This is a genomic window from Streptomyces sp. NPDC048424, from assembly GCF_040651555.1.
Taxonomy (GTDB): domain Bacteria; phylum Actinomycetota; class Actinomycetes; order Streptomycetales; family Streptomycetaceae; genus Streptomyces.
Genome location: NZ_JBEZKE010000019.1, coordinates 120,933 through 137,501 on the forward strand (window position 1 = coordinate 120,933; position 16,569 = coordinate 137,501).

The following is a 16,569-nucleotide window of genomic DNA, read 5'->3' on the forward strand; positions in this document are numbered from 1 at the left end:
GCGCCGGTTACGCCTCCCAGACCGCGGCGGCCGTGCGGTCGTCGGCGTACCCCTTGAGGCGGAGCTGGACGTCCGCGAGGAAGGCCGCGAGGCCGGGCGGCTCCGCCTCGCTCCAGCGCGCGCCGAGCTCCGCCGTGAGGGCGGCCTCCTCGCGCATCGGCTCCGCCAGGCCGCCGGAGCACAGCAGCAGGGTGTCGCCGGGCCGGGCCACGGACGCGCGGAACCGGAACGCGGCCTCGGCTTCGTCGTCGGGTCCGGGGGCTGCCCGGGGTCCGGGCGGAGCGACGGGTTCCAGGTCCTGCCACTGGCCCGAACGGAGCCGGAACAGCCCTCCCGCACCGGAACCGAAGCACACCCGGGTGCGGCACTCCGGGTCCACCGGGAGCAGCAGCCCGCGCAGCCCGGCGGTGTACGCGGTCTCGTCGAGCCCCAGCTCGGCGGCGCGGGCCCGCAGCCGGCCGTAGCCCCGGTCGGTGAGCCGCTGGAGGCCCGAGCGCAGGGCGTCGCGGCGCCCGGCGCGGATGTCCTCGGCCAACCGGCCCTGGCTCCGCCCGACGGCCGCCGCGACCGTGCGGCACAGCTCGGCGGCGGCCTCCGCGGCCCCGGGCGCGGCCCGGTCCCCGCCGGCCAGGGCCACCAGGACCAGGGCGTCGTCGCCGCTGCCGAAGCGGGCGGTGAGCAGGAAGTCCCGGCGCACCTCGCCGCGGAAGCGGGCGGAGTCCCCGCGCAGGGAGGCGGCGCGCAGGGTGTAGGTGCCGTAACGGGCCCCCTCCAGCACGGTGTCCGGGGTCAGCGCGTCGAGGGCGGCCGGGTCGGCGGGCGGGAGCGCGCCCGGTTCGGCGGCGTAGGTGGGCGCGCGGTCGCCGAGGTGGTGCACCTCGGGCCGCCGCTGCGCCGGGGCGTCCGCCGCGGGTTCGGGCACGGGCCCGGGCGCGGGCACCTCCTCGGTCCGGTCCTGCGGGCGCGGCGCCTGCGCCCGCCGGACCGGCAACTCCGCCCCGGACACGGGCGGCACGTCGACACCCCCGAGCGCGTACCCGGTGGCGCCGCCCGCACGGGGATCCCGAGGCGCGGCGGGCCCCGGCGGAGGCGGAACCGGGACCGGGCCGCCCGCAGGCGCGGACGGCGTCGGGGGCACGGACGGCGGAAGCGGGGCGGAGGCCACCGACGGCGCCGGGGCCGTGGGCGGGGACGCCGGCGGAGCCGAGGCCGTGGGCGGGGCCAAGGGCGAAGGCGATGGCGGAGCCGTGGGCGGGGACGACGGCGGAGCCGAGGCCGTAGGCGGGAGCGGAGGCGGGCCCGAAGACGGGGCGGAGGCCGGTGGCGGGGCCTGAGCCGTGGCCGGGGCATCAGGCGAGGCTTGAGCCGGGGCCGCGGGCGGGGCCTGGGCCGTGGGCGGCGCCGGGAAGGGCGACGCCGGAACCGGGGCCGGGAAGGGCTGGGCCGTGGGCGGGGTCGCCGGTGTCGTGCCGGGGGCCGGGGGTGGCGGGGTGTACTGCTCGGCGGGCGGGGGCTCCGGCGCCGGGCGGGGGCCCGGGAGCAGGGGTGGGGGCGGGGGCGGGCCGTACCGCTCGCGGGGCGACGGCACGTCCGGCGTCGGCGGCGGCCCCTGGGCCGGGCGCGGGCCCGGGAGCAGCGGCTGGGTCCGTCCCGGGCCGCCGGGTCCGTCGCCCGGCCCCGGCACCGGCGGCCGGGCGGGCAGGCCGGCGTCCGGAGCCGGGCGTGAGCCCGGAACCGGCCCCCGCCCCGGCTCCGGGTCCCGTTCCGGCGGAGCCGGGACCGTGGGTACGGCCGGGTCCGTCGTCACTCCGGCCGCCGAGCGGAACCGATGGTCCAGGGTGTCCCTCGGGTCGGCTTCCGGCCCCGCGTCCGGGTCCTCGTAGAGCTTCTGCCACCAGTCGTCCGCGCCCTGCTGACTCATGCCCTCATTCTCGGCCTCCGGCACGGGCGGAAAACGCCGAACGCACGAAAAGGGTCCACCGGGCCGCCGCCCGGTGGACCGTTTCCGCACTACCCGTACGGCCTAGCGCACGTCGTACGCCCGAGCGACCGTCTGGGTGACCGTCGCGCCCTTCGCGTCGGTCAGTTCGACCTTCAGGGACACCGGCTTGCCGGAGGCTCCGGCGTGGTCCACGACCGCGGTCCACCGGCCGCCCCGCTCACCGACCTTCGCCTGCGTCCAGTTCTCGCCGTCGTAGGAGTACGACAGCTTCGCCGACTTCAGCGCGCCGGGCACGTAACCCGCGTGCCCGGTGACGCTGAGCCCGATGCTCTGGCCGTTCGCCGCCGCGACCGTCTTCAGCCCGTCCAGCGGGGCCGCGTACCGCGGGAAGAGGACCGGCAGGCCCTGCGAGTACGCCGACGCGTCCAGCTTCGAGGTGAAGCCCCAGGTCGTCTGCACCGAGGTGGACCGCTGCCAGACCCGGGCCGGCGGGCCGATCTTCTCGATGCTCTGGGTCAGTTCGTAGCGGCTCTCCTCGGCCGGGATCTCGAAGACGCCGAAGGGGTACCAACTGTCGCCGATGACCTCGCCGTTGCGCTTGAGCTGGAGTCCGCCGATGTCACCGAAGGAGCCCGGCTGCGCGGCGTGGCCGCTGTCGCCCCACATGGCGGGGGCGAAGCCGATCAGGTTGCCCTGCCGCTCGGCGGCGAGGGTCTCCTTGCCCGAGGCGTCGCGCGGGGCGACCGGCCCGGTGATCCCGTCGTACCAAGTCGCCTTGGTCTTCTGGCCCTTGGCGTAGGTGTGCTGCTCGCCGACCATGAACTCGCCCCAGGGGAAGCTGCTGGAGAGCAGCTGGTCCCAGGCGGTGTCGCCGGCCGAGTAGTACTCGGTCCGCGTGCCGGGCGCCGCGACGGCCTCCATCGCGCCGAAGTAGACCGCGCTGCCGTTCGGCCGGTAGGCGCCGGCCATGTCGATGAAGTCGGCCGCCACGCCCATGGAGTTGTACGTGGACTCGACCTGGCCGAGGTCGCGGTCGCGCACGCGGTACGTACGGCTGCCCTTGACCTCGCCCGTCTCGGGGAAGGCGAGGGAGTAGACGTACGGGCTCTTCGCCGTGGCCTTCCACGACAGCGTGACCTTGCCCGTCTTCAGCCTGGCCAGGAGCGCCTGCCCCTCGGCGGCCTCGATGGCCATGGTGGGCAGCGCGCCGCCCGCGTAGCCGGTGAAGGCGACCCAGCGGCCCGGGGCCTCTCGGTGGGCGAGCACCGCCTTGGCGCCGGCGGCCCTGGCGTTCTCCGCGACCTCGTACAGGGCGCCGTCCACCGCCTTCACCAGGACGACCGCGCCCTTGGCGCCGGCGGCGGCGAGCTCCTCGGGGGTGCCGGAGCCCGCGTCGACCAGCGGGGCGCTGCCGGTGCCGTCGAGGTTGTCACTGCCGGTGGAGGCGGTGATCGGGTGCAGCACCGGTCCGCCGACGGCCTTCAGCTCGGAGATCAGCGGCGCGGCCGCCCGCCAGTAGCTGCCGAACTCGAAGTCGCCGTCCTTGGCGCGGCCTTCGACGGAGGCGTAGAAGCCGCGGATGGTCCGGCCGCCCGCCGCCGTGCCCGCGTGCAGCCAGGTGTCGTCCCAGCTGCGGGCGAAGCCGAGGGTGGTGTTGCGGGCCTCGACGGGCTTGTCGGCCTCGATGGCCAGGCGCCCGGCCTTGCGGGCGTCGAGCACGATCGTGGTGTCCTTCTTCAGCTCGACCTGGGGCCGGCCGAGGTAGGTGAGGGAGTCGATCAGCTCGGCGCCCGCGCCCGCGTCGGGGGTGCCGACGAAGGCGGAGAGGAAGTAGGCGCCCGGGCGCACCCGGTAGACCTGGTCCACGGAGCCGTCGTTGAAGCGGCGCTCACCGCTGGCGTCGTCGGTGCCGATGACGTCCAGGGAGGAGGGTCCGGCGGCCGGCTTGCCCGCGCGGTCGACGAGCTTGACGCGCAGGGTCACCGTCTCGGGCTCCACGTAGAGCGAGAAGGGGGTGGAGACGCGCACGCCGTTGGCGGTGGCGACGACTCGGCCGGTGACGTCCCCGTACTGGGAGCGCTCCAGCTTCGCGGCCGGGTCGAGGGCGAGCGGCACCTTGACGGTGGCTCCGGCCGGGACGGTGACGGTGCGCTGGTCGAGGCGGGCGACCTGGCTGCGGACGGCGGAGCCGTCGTTGCCGGTGACCTTCTCGACGGCGAGGTTCAGCGTGACGGGGCTCTTGCCGAGGTTGGTGTACGGGACCTCGACGGTGGTGCGGTCGCTGCGGTCCTGCGGCCAGTTGTACGCGCCGCCCTGGACGGCGGGGGCGCTGGTGACTGTGGTGTCGATCGCGGCCTTCACGTCGAGGCGGCCGCCGCCGGTCTCCCGTACGTCGCCGGGGACCCCGGTGTTCGCGGATCCGACGAGGGCGGCCTTGATCTGCTGCCCGGTCCAGTCGGGGTGGCGCTGCTTGACGATGGCGGCGGCGCCCGCGACGTGCGGGGTGGCCATCGAGGTGCCGGACATGGACTGGTAGGCGTACACCCCGCGGCCGCCCGCGGCGGCGGCGGAGATGCCGACGCCGGGGGCGGCGATCTCGGGCTTGAGGGTGTGCTGGAGTCCGGCCGGGCCGCGGCTGGAGAACGTCGCCGTGGTGTCGTCGCGGTCCACGGCGCCGACGGTCAGCACGCTCGCCGCGCAACCGGGCGAGGAGACGGTGTTGTTGCCGGGGCCGGAGTTGCCGGCGGCGATGACGAACAGCGGGCCCTGCTGGGAGAGCCGTTCGGCGGCGGCGGCGAGCGGGTCGTCGCAGGCGGTCTGGGAGGGGTCGCCGAGACTCATGGAGACCACGTCGGCCTTGGACTCGACGGCCCACTCCATGCCGGCGATGATCCACGAGTCGAGGCCGTAGCCCCCGTCGTTGAGGACCTTGCCGCTGAGCAGTTCGGCGCCGGGGGCCACGCCCCTCTTGGCTCCGCCGCTCTCGGCTCCGGAGCCGCCGACGGTGGAGATGGTGTGGGTGCCGTGACCCTGCCGGTCGGCGTCGGTGTCGGAGTCGGTGAAGTTCTTCGACGCCGAGACGCGGCCCTTGAGGTCGGGGTGGTCCAGGTCGGTGCCGGTGTCGAGGACGGCGACCTTGGTGCCCTTGCCGTCGTATCCGGCGGCCCAGGCGGCGGTGGCCGCCACCTGCTTCGTGGAGCGCTCGAGGTTCGCCTGGACCTTGCCGTCCAGCCACAGCTTCTTCAGCCCGCCCGAGACGGAGCGCGCGCGGGCGTCCGTACCGGTGACGTCGGCCCAGAAGGCGGCGGCCTGCTCCTTGTCGGCGGTGAGGGCCACGGCCCCGATGGAGCCGAGGACGAGCGAGCGGTCCGCGCCGCGGGGGGCGGGCGGGGCGCTGCGCGCGACGTTCACGGAACCGTCGTAGACCGCGATGAGCGGGAGCTTCTTGGTGTGCGCGTCGTCGTAGCCCTGCCGGACCAGGCCGGTGACGTTGAAGAGCTCGTGGTCGACCCGGCCCGCGGCGAGCGCCTTGACCGCGCCCTCGGGGTACACGTACAGGTCCTTGCCGGACTGCTTCGTCTGCACGAGCGGCTGCGAGCCGTCCTCGCGCGGCATCGCGGTGGCGGCCGTGCGGCCGACCGCGTCGGTGGAGACCAGGATCCGGTCACCGGTGACGAGGGTGACGGTGACGGGGGCCGTGGGCTGCTTTCCGGCCGCCTCGCTCCCGACGAGTGGTCTCTTTCCCGCTCCAGGCGCTCCGTCGGTCGGCTGCGCCGTCGACGGGCCGACGGCGGTGACGGCAAGGACGGCCGCGGTGGCCGCCCCGAGTGCCGTACGCGATATCGGGCGCATCGCTCTCCCCAGGTGAATTCCGGCCAACTGTTGCATTGCACGGCAAAGCTGCCGCGTAAATGGCTTCTGGCCAGCGGATGTTGGTGCTGCGGTGGCGCCACCTTGGCAGAGGGGCGGGGGGTGCGGCGATGATGTCCGCGGCGGGTTTGCGCCGTGGCCGCTTCCCGCCAGGCGCTGTGTTGAAAGGTGGTGGACGGGTTGCTGGGTGCCATAGGCCTCGACGAGGGCCAGGAGTCGGCGTACCGCGTGCTGGTGGCGCTGGGTGCGGCGGAGGTGCCCGACCTCGCGCACCGGCTGACGCTGCCGGTGCCGCAGACCGAACGGGCCCTGCGCCACCTGGAGCGGCACGGGCTCGCGGCGCAGTCCTCGGCCCGGCCCGGCCGCTGGGTGGCGGCGCCGCCCGGGGTCGCGCTCGGGGCCCTGCTGACGCAGCAGCGGCACGAGCTGGAGCAGGCGGAGCTGGCGGCGGCGCTGCTGGCGGAGGAGTACCGGGTGGAGGCCGCCGAGCCGGCGGTGCACGACCTCGTGGAGGTGGTGCAGGGCGCGAGCGCGGTGGCGCACCGCTTCCACCAGCTCCAGCTGGGGGCCGAGAAGGAGGTGTGCGCGCTGGTCAGCGGCCGGCCCCAGGTGGTGACGGGGACGGACAACGAGGCGGAGGACCGGGCCTCCGTACGCGGGGTCGACTACCGGGTGGTGATCGAGCGCGAGGTGCTGACCCTGCCGAGGGGGATCCGGGAGGCCTCCACGGCCCTGGCGCGGGGCGAGCAGGTCCGGGTGACGGGGCAGGTCCCGACGAAGCTGGTGATCGCGGACCGGACGCTCGCGATGGTCCCGCTGACGGCGCGCGGCGCGGAGCCGGCGGCGCTGGTGGTGCACGCGTCGGGGCTGCTGGAATCCCTGACGGGCCTGTTCGAGGCGGTGTGGCGGGAGGCGCTGCCGCTGCGGCTGGGGGCGGCCGGCTCGGCGGAGGAGTCCGGGGGCGCCCCCGACGCCACGGATCTGGAGATCCTCTCGCTGCTCCTGGCGGGCATGACGGACGCGAGCGTGGCCAAGCACCTGGAGCTGGGCCTGCGGACGGTGCAGCGGCGGGTCAAGGGCCTGATGGAGCTGTCCGGGGTGACGACACGGCTGCAGTTGGGCTGGCACTCGTACGAGCGGGGCTGGGTGGCCCGATAGGCGCTGGTCGGTCAGGCTGGGCAGATGGATCTGCCTCAGCTGCTCCTGGTGGGGCTGGTGCTGCTGCTCGGGGTGGTGGGGGTGCTGGTCCCGGGCGTGCCGGGCACCTGGCTGGTGTGGGCGGGGCTGCTGTGGTGGGCGCTGCACGTGCGGTCGGCCCTGGCGTGGTCCCTGCTCGTCTCGGCGACGGCCCTGCTGCTGGTGGTCCAGGTGGTGAAGTGGCAGCTGCCGCCGCGGCGGGTGCGGGGGCTGGGGGTCACTCCCCGGATGGCGGTGTTCGCGGGGGCGGGCGCGGTACTGGGCTTCGTCCTGATCCCCGTACTGGGGGCGGTCCCGGGCTTCGTGGGCGGCATCTACCTCTGCGAGCGGCTGCGCCTGGGAGCACACGGGGAGGCGTTGGCGTCGGTGCGGGCGGTGATGCGGGCGGTGGGGACGAGCGTGCTGGTGGAGCTGTTCGCGTGCCTGCTGGTGGTGGGGGCGTGGGCGGGCGCGGTGGTGGCGGGCGCGTAGCCGTGGCGGGCCCGGAGGACGCGAAGGACCTGGAGGACGCGAAGGCGTCGGGGAGAGCTTCGATCCCGCTCTCCCCGACGCCCCGGGGCGGCCGCGGCGCCGTCAGGTCGCCCGCGGCCGCCGCCGGACCTGTCGTCAGACCACGAACCACACCTTCTCGATGCGGTCCGGGCCGACCTCGTACATCGCGACGGCCGATCGGGCCTCGCCGCCCATGAAGCCGGTGACGCGTTCCTGGTCGATCACGATGCGGCCGTGCACGACGCGGGAGACGAGCTCCGCGTGCAGGTCGGGGCTGGACTCGAAGAGGGCGGCGTAGCGCTCCTCGAACGCCGGACCCGAGCGGTCGGCCATCACCTCATCCGACGGGAAGGCGTGCACCGGCACGTCCTTCACGTAGAAGCCGAGAAAACCCTCCAGGTCACGCGCGTTGTACGCGGCGAGCTGGCCGTCGACGATCTCCTCCGGAGACATCCGGCGAGTTCCTTTCCTCATCCCGCCGGCACCAGGGTGCGGCGGGAGCGTGTACGGATGACGAGCAGCGCGCCCGCCAGTGCGATGCCACCGGCCACGTGCAGCATGTCGACCAGCAGCAGACCGGAGGGGATCTCCAGCAGCAGGCCGACGAACTGCTCACCGAGGCCGAACACCACACCCAGATAGAAGATCATGCTCGCCCGGACCTGGCCGAGCCGGTCCACCGGGGCCGGCTCCAGGATCCGGGCATTGGTGAAGTGGATCCAGTAGGCGTTGACGAAGGTCAGCACCACGTACAGGGCCATGTGCACGGCGAAGGCGGACCGGCCCGACACCGCGCTGACCACGCCGCAGCCGGTCAGGACCGCGGCGAAGACCAGTGCCCAGCGCTGCGCGAGGGCGGGCCGGCGCAGCAGCGGTGCCGTCACCCAGAACGCGAGGCCGTAGAAGAACCACGCACCGGAGAAGGCGATCCCGGTCGGCACCAGGTCCTGGGCCTCGGCGAGCACGCTCGCGTAGACCATCATTCCGGAGAGGCTGACCAGGAAGCCGATCTGGAGCAGGTTCCACGGCCAGAGCTGGGGCAGCCAGTAGCTCTTGACGGCGTCCGCCCCGCGGGCGAGGACGTTGCCCCAGCCGAGGTCGAACCCGCCCGTGTCCGTGGCCCCGCGCCGCTCCAGCCGGCGGGCCAGCAGCGACAGCACCAGGACGGAGGCGGCGAGGTCGAAGACGAGCGCCACCACGAGGGTCCGGGAGGTCCAGGCCGGTACGGCCGCGCAGATCACGGCGGCGAACACCATGGCGCCCTGCGGTGAGGTCACCATCTGCAGTACCGCGCCCTGCGAGCTGGAACCGGAGGCGTCGGCGAGCAGCCGGTAGGCCAGCACCGAGCTCGCGCCCACCAGGGCGAACCGGACCGCCGTCCACACCAGGACGAAGTCCGGGCCGGCCGTGCCCAGCCAGGTCGTGAGCAGGAACACGACCGCCAGGACCAGCTGGAGGCCCTGGAGCAGGGCGAACTTACGGTGGATCAGCCCGCGGTCGGCCCATACGCCGACCAGCAGGGCGCCCACCACGCCCAGCACCTGGCGCTCCATGCCCAGCAGCCCCACCAGCGAGTCGGACTGGGTCTGGGCCGCGAAGCTGGGCACCAGGAGCAGCCACAGCACCGTCGAGCCGAGCGAGCTCAGCAGGATCGTCGAGAACGTCGCACGCATCATCGTGTCCTTCACCGGTTTCACCGGCCCAGGACGGCGACGCCGCCGTCGAGCAGCAGGCGCAGCGGCACGCTGACGCCGAAGGTGTCGCGGACGGCCGTGGCCAGCCGCAGCGCGGTCAGCGAGTCCAGCTCGCCGACGGCGTCCCGCTCCCCGCAGATCCTGGTGACGAGCGCGTCCAGCGCCGCGGGGTCGATGTGTTCCACGCCCTCGACCCGGTCCGGCAGCGCCGCGTTGCCGCGGTCGTAGCCGTCGGGGGCCTCGTGCGCCGGTCGGGGCAGCCGCGCGAGCGGGCCGGCGGTGCGGCTGCCGGCCGCCTCGTCGCCGAGCAGTTCCGCCAGGACCGCCTCGTAGACCTCGGCGACGTCCCGTACCGCCGCCCGGCCGAGAACGGAGGCCGCGGCGTTGAAGTTGACCCGCATCCGGCGCGTGAACAGGTCGGCGTTGAAGGTGACGAGCAGTGCGAAGTCCGAGTGCTCGAACCACTTCAGGTCGCCGATGACCGCTCCGCCGTCCGCGCCGAGCTGGTCGGCGTAGGCGCTGAAGTTGACGAAGTTGAACGCCGTCTCCACCAGGCGCCGGCCGCCCATGGCCTGCTGGATGGAGGCGTACGCGTAGCGCCGGTGCGGCAGGTGCTCGTGACCGATGCGGTTGACGTCGGCCAGGAGCTCCGGCCAGGAGCCCCCGGTGCGGGCGCGCAGGGGCACGATGTTCAGGAACAGTCCCACCATGCGCTCGGCGTCCATGTGCTCGGGCCGGCCGTGGCCGAAGACGCCGGTGGTGACGTCCTCGGTGCCGGTGATGAGCGACAGGGCCCGGAAGTGGGCGGCCAGGCAGACGTCCTTGACGGACACCTGGTGGCGGGCGGCGAGCTCGGACAGCCGCGCGTAGCGCGACTCGTCGAGCAGCAGCTCGGCCTCCGCCCAGCGGGCGCCGGGTTCGGGCAGGCGCGGCAGCTTGGTGTAGGCGGCGCCCTCCAGGAGGCCGGTCCAGTAGGCGCGTGCGGCGCTGTCGTGCTGGGCGGCCAGCTCCAGGGCCACGTAGTCGCGGTAGGCGAGCGGCGCGGGCGCCGGCGCGGTGCGCGGCTGTCCGGCGAGCACCCGGCGGTAGTCCTCCAGCAGCCGGGCCATCAGCCCGGAGAAGCTCCAGCCGTCGATGACGGCGTGGTGGAAGCTGACCGACAGGTGGAAGGAGTCCGCGGACGCCCGGTGTACGAAGAAGCGCATCTGCGTGGGCGCGCTCCACACGAAGCCGGTGCTCTTCTCCGCTTCGAACCAGGCGTCGACGGCGGCGTCGCGGGCGGACGTGCCCAGGTGGGCGAGGTCGTGGACGGTGAGGTTGACCTGTCCCCGCGCGTGCACGAGCTGCAGGGGCACGCTGTACCCGGTGAGGGCGAAGGAGGTCTTGAGGATCTCGTGCTCGTCGACCATGGCGGCCAGGAGGTCCTGGAGCACCGCCTGGTCGAAGGGGAGGTCGATGCGGTAGCGGATCAGGTCGTGGAAGACGGCCTGGGCGGGATCGGTCTCCGTGTGGAAGATCATGCCCAGCTGGAGCCGGGTCGCCGGGTAGGCGTCCGCCACCCCGGCCGGGACCGCGTCCCGGTCCTCCGCGGGGAGCAGGTCGAAGGGACGGCTGGGGGCGGCGTCGGCGCTGGGCGCGGCGGCCCGGCCGATGAGGCCCTGGTCGCTGAGGGCGCGGATGGTCTGGACGCGGAACAGGTCGTTCAGCGCCACCTCGAAGCCGGCCCTGCGCAGGGCCCCGACCAGCCGGATGCCCTGCAGTGAGTCACCGCCGAGGCCGTGGTAGGTGTCGTCGACGCCGACCCTGGGCACGCCCAGGACCTCCTGCCAGACGGCGGCCAGTCGGGTCTCCGCGTCGTCACGCGGTGCGGCGTACGCGTGGGCGGCCGCGGCCAGGTGCTCCTCCGGATCGGGCAGGGCCCGCCGGTCGGTCTTGCCGTTGATGGTCAGGGGCCACTGCTCCACCTCGATCAGGAAGCTGGGCACCATGTACCCGGGCAGCCGGTCGGCGAGGTGGGCGCGCAGCTCCGCGGGGTCGATGGGGGCGCCGGACGCGGGCACGTAGTACCCGGCCAGGGCCTTGCCCCCGGTGCGCCGGGTGAAGGCCAGCACCAGGGAGGAGTCGACGCCCGGGTGGGAGGTCAGCGCGGCCTCGATGTCGCCCGTCTCGATGCGGTAGCCCTGGATCTTGACCTGTGCGTCGCCGCGGCCGAGGTACTCGACCTCGCCGCCCGGCATCCTGCGGGCCAGGTCGCCGGAGCGGTAGGCCCGGACGGGGCCGTGGCCGAGGTCGAGTTCGACGAACCGCTTGGCGTTCTCCTCGGGTCGGCCGAGGTAGCCGAGGGCCACTCCGGCGCCGGTCACGACGAGTTCGCCGGTGGTGCCCACGGGGACCGGGCGGCCGGCGGGGTCCAGCAGGTACATGCCGAGGTCCGGAATGGGCTCGCCGATCATGCTGCCCGGGGCGGTGGTGTCGGCCGCGGTCACCGGGCGGTGGGTGACGTGCACGGTGGTCTCGGTGATGCCGTACATGTTGACCAGCTGCGGCCGGGAGTCGCCGAAGTGGGCGAACCAGTCGGTGAGCGAGGCGAAGTCCAGGGCCTCGCCGCCGAAGACGACGTGGCGCAGGCGGATGTCCTCCCGCCCGGCCCGCGCCATGATCGCGTGCTTGACCTGGGTGAACGCGGACGGCGTCTGGTTGAGGACGGTCACGCCCTCGGTGACGAGCAGGTCGGCGAAGTCCTCCACCGAGCGGCTCACCCAGTACGGGACCACGACGAGGCGGCCGCCGTACAGCAGCGCGCCCCACAGCTCCCACACCGAGAAGTCGAAGGCGAAGGAGTGGAACAGCGACCAGGTGTCGTCCTCGCCGAAGCCGTACCAGTGCTCGGTCGCGCCGAACAGGCGCAGCACGTTGCCGTGGGTGACCAGCACGCCCTTGGGGCGGCCGGTGGAACCGGAGGTGTAGATGACGTAGGCCGGGGACTCCGCGGTCAGGGTGTGTCCGGGGGCCTGGTCGGTGCCGTCGCCGACGAGTGCGGCGAGCGCCTCGGCGGTGCCGGCGATGGTGGCGCGTTCCGGGAAGAGGCCGCACACCTCGGGGGTGGCGACGATCAGCCGGACGTCGGCGTCCTCGACGGTCGTACGGATGCGGTCCTCGGGGTAGCCGGGATCGATGGGCACGTAGACGGCGCCGGCCTTGAGGGTGGCCAGGATCGAGAGGACCATTTCCAGGTCGCGGTCCAGGGCGAGGGCGACGAGGTCGCCGGGGCGGACGCCGCGCTCGGCGAACCGGTGGGCGAGGGCGTTGGCCCGGCGGTCCAGTTCCCGGTACGTCAGGGTGCGGCCGTCGCAGGTGACGGCGGTGGCGTCGGCGTGCTTGGCGGCCATCGCCTCGAACCGGTCCACCAGGGTGCGGTGGCCTTCGAGTTCGGGCGTCGCCGGGCGGGCGGGCGCGGGCAGCAGCTCGGCCCGCTCGGCCTCGGACAGCGGGACGGTGTCCGTCCAGGCGGTGTCGCCGCCGGCCGCGAGGGCCTGGAAGCAGCCCAGGTAATAGCCGAGGTAGCGGTCGATCTGCTCGGCGGCGAACTGGCCGGGGTCGTAGCCGATGCGGTACTCCCAGCCGCCTTCGTAGGCGTTGGCCCCGACGTACACCACGAGCGGGGCGTTGGTCTGCTCGAAGTAGTCCACCGAGACGACAGCCGGCTCCCGGTCCCGCGCGTCCGGCGCGTGCGCGGCGTCCCGCTGGTGCACGTGGAAGTTGGTGAAGTTGAAGAGCACGTCGAAGGCCGGGCCCCCGTGCAGCTTCTGGATGGCGGGCAGCGGGTACCAGCGGTGCGGCTGGACGCGCTGTTCCAGCTCGAAGCAGCGCTCGGCCAGCCACCGCCAGCTCTGCTCGGGGTCCAGCCGCAGCCGGAAGGGCAGGGTGTTGAGGAACATGCCCAGGGCGTGCTCGGCGTCCTCGACCTCGGGGCGGCCGTTCGCGACGAGGCCGGTGGTGACGTCGTACTGGTTGGCTATCAGGGACTGCACGCGCAGGTGCGCGGCGAGGAACACGCTCTTGAGCGGCACCGACCACTGGGTGGCGCGCTCGCGCAGCGCGGCGAGCAGGCCGTCGTCGAGCGGGCGGGCGCTGACGACGACTTCGGCGGCCGGCTGCTGTCCGCGGGCGCCCTCGCCCAGCCTCGGGACCTCGGTGAGCTGGCTGCCGGCCAGTTCCGTGGTCCAGAACTCCCGCTGCGCCGGGTCGCGTTCGGCGGCGTCCTCCAGTTCGGCGTAGCGGCTCTGCAGGGCGGGTACGGGGGCCGCGGCGGTGGTGCGTCCGGCCAGCCGGTCGCCGTAGCCGCGTACCCACTCCTCGACCAGGGAGGCGACGCTCCAGCCGTCGAGGATGGCGTGGTGGAAGCTCAGTCCGAGGACGACGCGGTCGGTGCCGGTCAGGAAGAACCGTGCGCGGTACGCGGGTCCGGGGCCGGCCGGGTCGACGGGGCGGCCCTTCTCGGCCTCGGCCCAGGCGGCGACGGCGGCGAGCGGATCGGCCTCGGTGCGCAGGTCCACGACCGCGGCGGGCGGGTTCGGGGTCTCCTCGACGACCATGTGCGGCCGGTCGAAGGACTCCAGGTCGAAACGGGCCCGGAGTACGGGGTGCCGCTGCGCCAGGTCGCTCCACGCGGCGATGAGTTCGGGCTCGTCGAGGCGCGGCACGTCCACGTGGTAGCGGAAGATGTCGTGGTAGACGGGGACGTCCGGTTCGAGGCTGCTGTGGTAGATCATGCCCTGCTGGAGGGCGGAGGCCGGCCACGCGCGGACCGGTTCGGCGTCGGCGGGTGCGGCGGCCCCGTCCGCGGCGGCGGGCTCGGCCGGGCGGACCACGGCGGCCAGGTCGGACAGCACCTGGTGGGCGAAGACCTCGCCGACCGACACCTCGTACCCGGCCTGGCGCAGTGCGGCCACCACCCGGATGGCGAGGATGGAGTCACCGCCCAGGGCGAAGAAGCTGTCGCGGGCGCCGACCCGGGTCACCCCGAGGGCGTCGCTCCAGATCGCGGCGAGCAGCCGTTCGACCTCGGTGGCCGGCTCGGTGAACTCCCGCGCGGAGTCGTCCTGCTGACGGGGCTTGGGCAGGGCGGAGACGTCGCGCTTGCCGTTGTGGTTGGTCGGGATGGCGGGGACGGTGACGAAGAACTGCGGCACCATGTACGAGGGCAGTTCGGCGGCGAGCGCCACCCGCAGGGCCGCTTCGTCGAAGTCCGGGCCCGCGACGACGTAGGCGCACAGGGCCTTTTCGCCGCGGTCGCCCTCGACGGCCGTGACGGCGCACTCGGTGACGCCGGGCGCGCCGCTCGCCAGGTGTTCGATCTCGCCGAGTTCGATCCGGTAGCCGCGGATCTTCACCTGGGTGTCGAGCCGGCCGAGGTATTCCAGGATGCCGCCGGGCAGCCAGCGCGCCAGGTCACCGGTGCGGTAGATGCGGCCGAAGCCTTCGGGGCCGGTCACGAACCGGTCCGCCGTCAGTTCGGGGGCGTGCAGGTAGCCGCGGGCCAGGCCGACGCCGGAGATGCACAGTTCGCCGGGGACGCCCAGGGGGGCGATGCGCCCGTCCCGGGTGCGGACGATCAGCCGGATGTTGTCGATGGGGCGGCCGATCGGCACCGAGCGGGTGGAGTCGAGGGTGTCGCAGTTGAACCAGCTGACGTCGACGGCCGCCTCGGTGGGCCCGTAGAGGTTGGCCAGCAGGGTCTGCGGGAGGGCGGTGTGGAACAGCTCCACGTGGGCGGCGGCGAGCGCCTCGCCGCTGGCGAACACCCGGCGCAGCGTGCCGAGGCTGCCGGAGGTGCCCGACGCCTGGGTGTAGGTGAGGAAGGCGTGCAGCATGCTGGGGACGAAGTGCATGGTGGTGGCCCGGCTCTCGGCGATCCGGTCCGCGATGCGCGCCGGGTCCCGCTCGGCGCCGTTGGGCAGGGTGGCGACGGCCGCGCCCGCCAGGGACCACCAGAAGATCTCCCACACCGACACGTCGAAGGTGAACGGCGTCTTGTGCAGGATGATGTCGTCCGGCCCGAGGGGGTAGCCGCGCTGCATCCACCACAGCCGGTTGACGATGGCGCGGTGTTCGACGACGACGCCCTTGGGCTTGCCGGTCGAACCCGAGGTGTAGATCACGTAGCAGGCGTCGCCGGGGCCGGTGACGGGGTCGAGGTCGCTGTCGTCCGCGGCCAGGTCCGCCGGGTCCGTGACGTCGAGGACGGGCCGGTCGCCGAGGACGCCCGCGGTCTCGGAGGTGGCCAGCACCAGGCCGGTCCCGCTGTGGTCCAGCAGGTACTGGATGCGGTTGTCCGGCAGGGTGGGGTCGATCGGCAGGTAGGCGCCGCCCGCCTTGAGCACCGCGTAGATGGCGGTGAGCATGGCCGCGGAGCGGGGCACGCAGACCCCGACGATGCTGCCGGCGCCGACGCCGCGCTCGCGCAGCGTCCGGGCCAGCCGGTTGGCGTCGGCGTTGAGGCGGGCGTAGGTGGTGCCCGGGCCGTCGGCGACTGCGATGCGTTCGCCGTGCTCGCGGGCGCCCTGCTCCAGGAAGGAGTGCAGCAGCCGGTCCTCGGGGAAGGGCGCGTCGGTGTCGTTGAATCCGGCGATGAGGGCGAGGTCGGCGGCGGAGGGCGCGCGCAGCTCGTCGGTGGTCGTCGCGGGGGCGGTGGTGAGGGTGTGCAGCAGGGTGCGGTACGTGTCCAGCAGCCGGCCGGCGGTCTCGTCGGTGAAGAGGGTGGGGTCGTAGCGCAGGCCGACGCGGGCCCGGTCCGTACCGGTGGTGAGCGTGAACAGCAGGGGGGTGCCCGCCCGTTCGGCGTCCTCGGGGCCGAGGTCACCGTCCACGGCGATCATGAAGTCCGTGGGAAGGCTGTCGCCGCGCTCCAGGATGTGCGCGACGGGTACGTCGAGGTTCCCGGCGGCCTCCAGGTAGGCCGCGCGGACGGCACGGAGCACGTCCTTGGCCTCGGCGCCGGCCGGGAGGCGGACGTCGAGCGGGAGGGCGCGGTTGCGTACGGCGCCCGGGGCCGCGGCCGGGGCGGGCGGCGCGGGCACGAAGACGACCACGTCGTCCCGGTCGGTGGTACGGGCCACCAGGAGAGACAGGGCCGTGGCGGCGACGGTGCGCAGCAGGACGGCGTCACCGGAGGTGATGCGGTCCACGGCGGTGACGGTGGCGGCGTCGAGGGTGACTGCGGCCGTCCGGGGCTCGCCCGCGCCGGGGCGCAGGTGGTCACGGATGACCTGGACCGGCTCCGTCCAGTTCTGTCTGCGGGTCTCCCAGTACTCCTGCTGCGCGGGGTGGGCGAGGAGTGCTTGCTGGGCCTGAAGTGCGCTGGTCATTCGAGGT

General features: G+C 74.1%; 7 protein-coding genes. 2 read left to right on the forward strand and 5 right to left on the reverse strand.

What is annotated here, in order from left to right; all coding sequences use genetic code 11:
- Positions 1–7: 7 nt before the first annotated feature.
- Together AB0D29_RS25650 and AB0D29_RS25655 are read right to left on the reverse strand one after the other, a co-directional pair.
- A complete protein-coding gene (locus tag AB0D29_RS25650) occupies positions 8–1,015 on the reverse strand; it encodes a protein phosphatase 2C domain-containing protein (RefSeq protein ID WP_362857394.1) in 1,008 nt (335 codons plus the stop codon).
- Positions 1,016–2,023: 1,008 nt separating this feature from the next.
- A complete protein-coding gene (locus AB0D29_RS25655) occupies positions 2,024–5,794 on the reverse strand; it encodes a S8 family serine peptidase (protein WP_362857396.1) in 3,771 nt (1,256 codons plus the stop codon).
- A gap of 198 nt (positions 5,795–5,992) precedes the next feature.
- On the opposite strand from AB0D29_RS25655, the gene AB0D29_RS25660 reads away from it, so the two are divergent.
- Both AB0D29_RS25660 and AB0D29_RS25665 read left to right on the forward strand, forming a co-directional pair.
- Positions 5,993–6,970: a helix-turn-helix domain-containing protein gene (locus AB0D29_RS25660; RefSeq protein ID WP_362857397.1), complete on the forward strand. Its 978-nt coding sequence runs from the start codon at positions 5,993–5,995 to the stop codon at positions 6,968–6,970.
- Between the two features lie 24 nt (positions 6,971–6,994).
- The gene (locus tag AB0D29_RS25665) at positions 6,995–7,480 is read left to right on the forward strand and encodes a DUF456 domain-containing protein (protein ID WP_362857399.1); all 486 of its coding nucleotides are present in this window, start codon (positions 6,995–6,997) and stop codon (positions 7,478–7,480) included.
- 135 nt (positions 7,481–7,615) lie between these two features.
- Here the strand turns inward: AB0D29_RS25665 and AB0D29_RS25670 are convergent, their stop codons facing one another.
- Genes AB0D29_RS25670 through AB0D29_RS25680 form a run of 3 tightly spaced genes read right to left on the reverse strand, consistent with a single transcriptional unit; the run spans position 7,616 to position 16,562 of the window.
- Positions 7,616–7,954 (reverse strand): nuclear transport factor 2 family protein, encoded by a 339-nt coding sequence (locus tag AB0D29_RS25670; protein WP_362857401.1) that lies wholly within the window; start codon positions 7,952–7,954, stop codon positions 7,616–7,618.
- A 17-nt stretch (positions 7,955–7,971) separates the two neighbouring features.
- Positions 7,972–9,174 (reverse strand): hypothetical protein, encoded by a 1,203-nt coding sequence (locus AB0D29_RS25675; protein ID WP_362857402.1) that lies wholly within the window; start codon positions 9,172–9,174, stop codon positions 7,972–7,974.
- A 20-nt stretch (positions 9,175–9,194) separates the two neighbouring features.
- Positions 9,195–16,562, reverse strand: a complete 7,368-nt coding sequence (locus AB0D29_RS25680; RefSeq protein ID WP_362857403.1) for an amino acid adenylation domain-containing protein — start codon at positions 16,560–16,562, stop codon at positions 9,195–9,197.
- Between the last annotated feature and the right edge of the window lie 7 nt (positions 16,563–16,569).

What these genes read in the sequence shown, in the direction of transcription:
- AB0D29_RS25655 (WP_362857396.1), bottom strand. Translation starts at nt 5,794, where the DNA reads ATGCGCCCGATATCGCGTACGGCACTCGGGGCGGCCACCGCGGCCGTC.
- AB0D29_RS25665 (WP_362857399.1), top strand. Translation starts at nt 6,995, where the DNA reads ATGGATCTGCCTCAGCTGCTCCTGGTGGGGCTGGTGCTGCTGCTCGGG.
- AB0D29_RS25670 (WP_362857401.1), bottom strand. Translation starts at nt 7,954, where the DNA reads ATGTCTCCGGAGGAGATCGTCGACGGCCAGCTCGCCGCGTACAACGCG.
- AB0D29_RS25675 (WP_362857402.1), bottom strand. Translation starts at nt 9,174, where the DNA reads ATGCGTGCGACGTTCTCGACGATCCTGCTGAGCTCGCTCGGCTCGACG.
- AB0D29_RS25680 (WP_362857403.1), bottom strand. Translation starts at nt 16,562, where the DNA reads ATGACCAGCGCACTTCAGGCCCAGCAAGCACTCCTCGCCCACCCCGCG.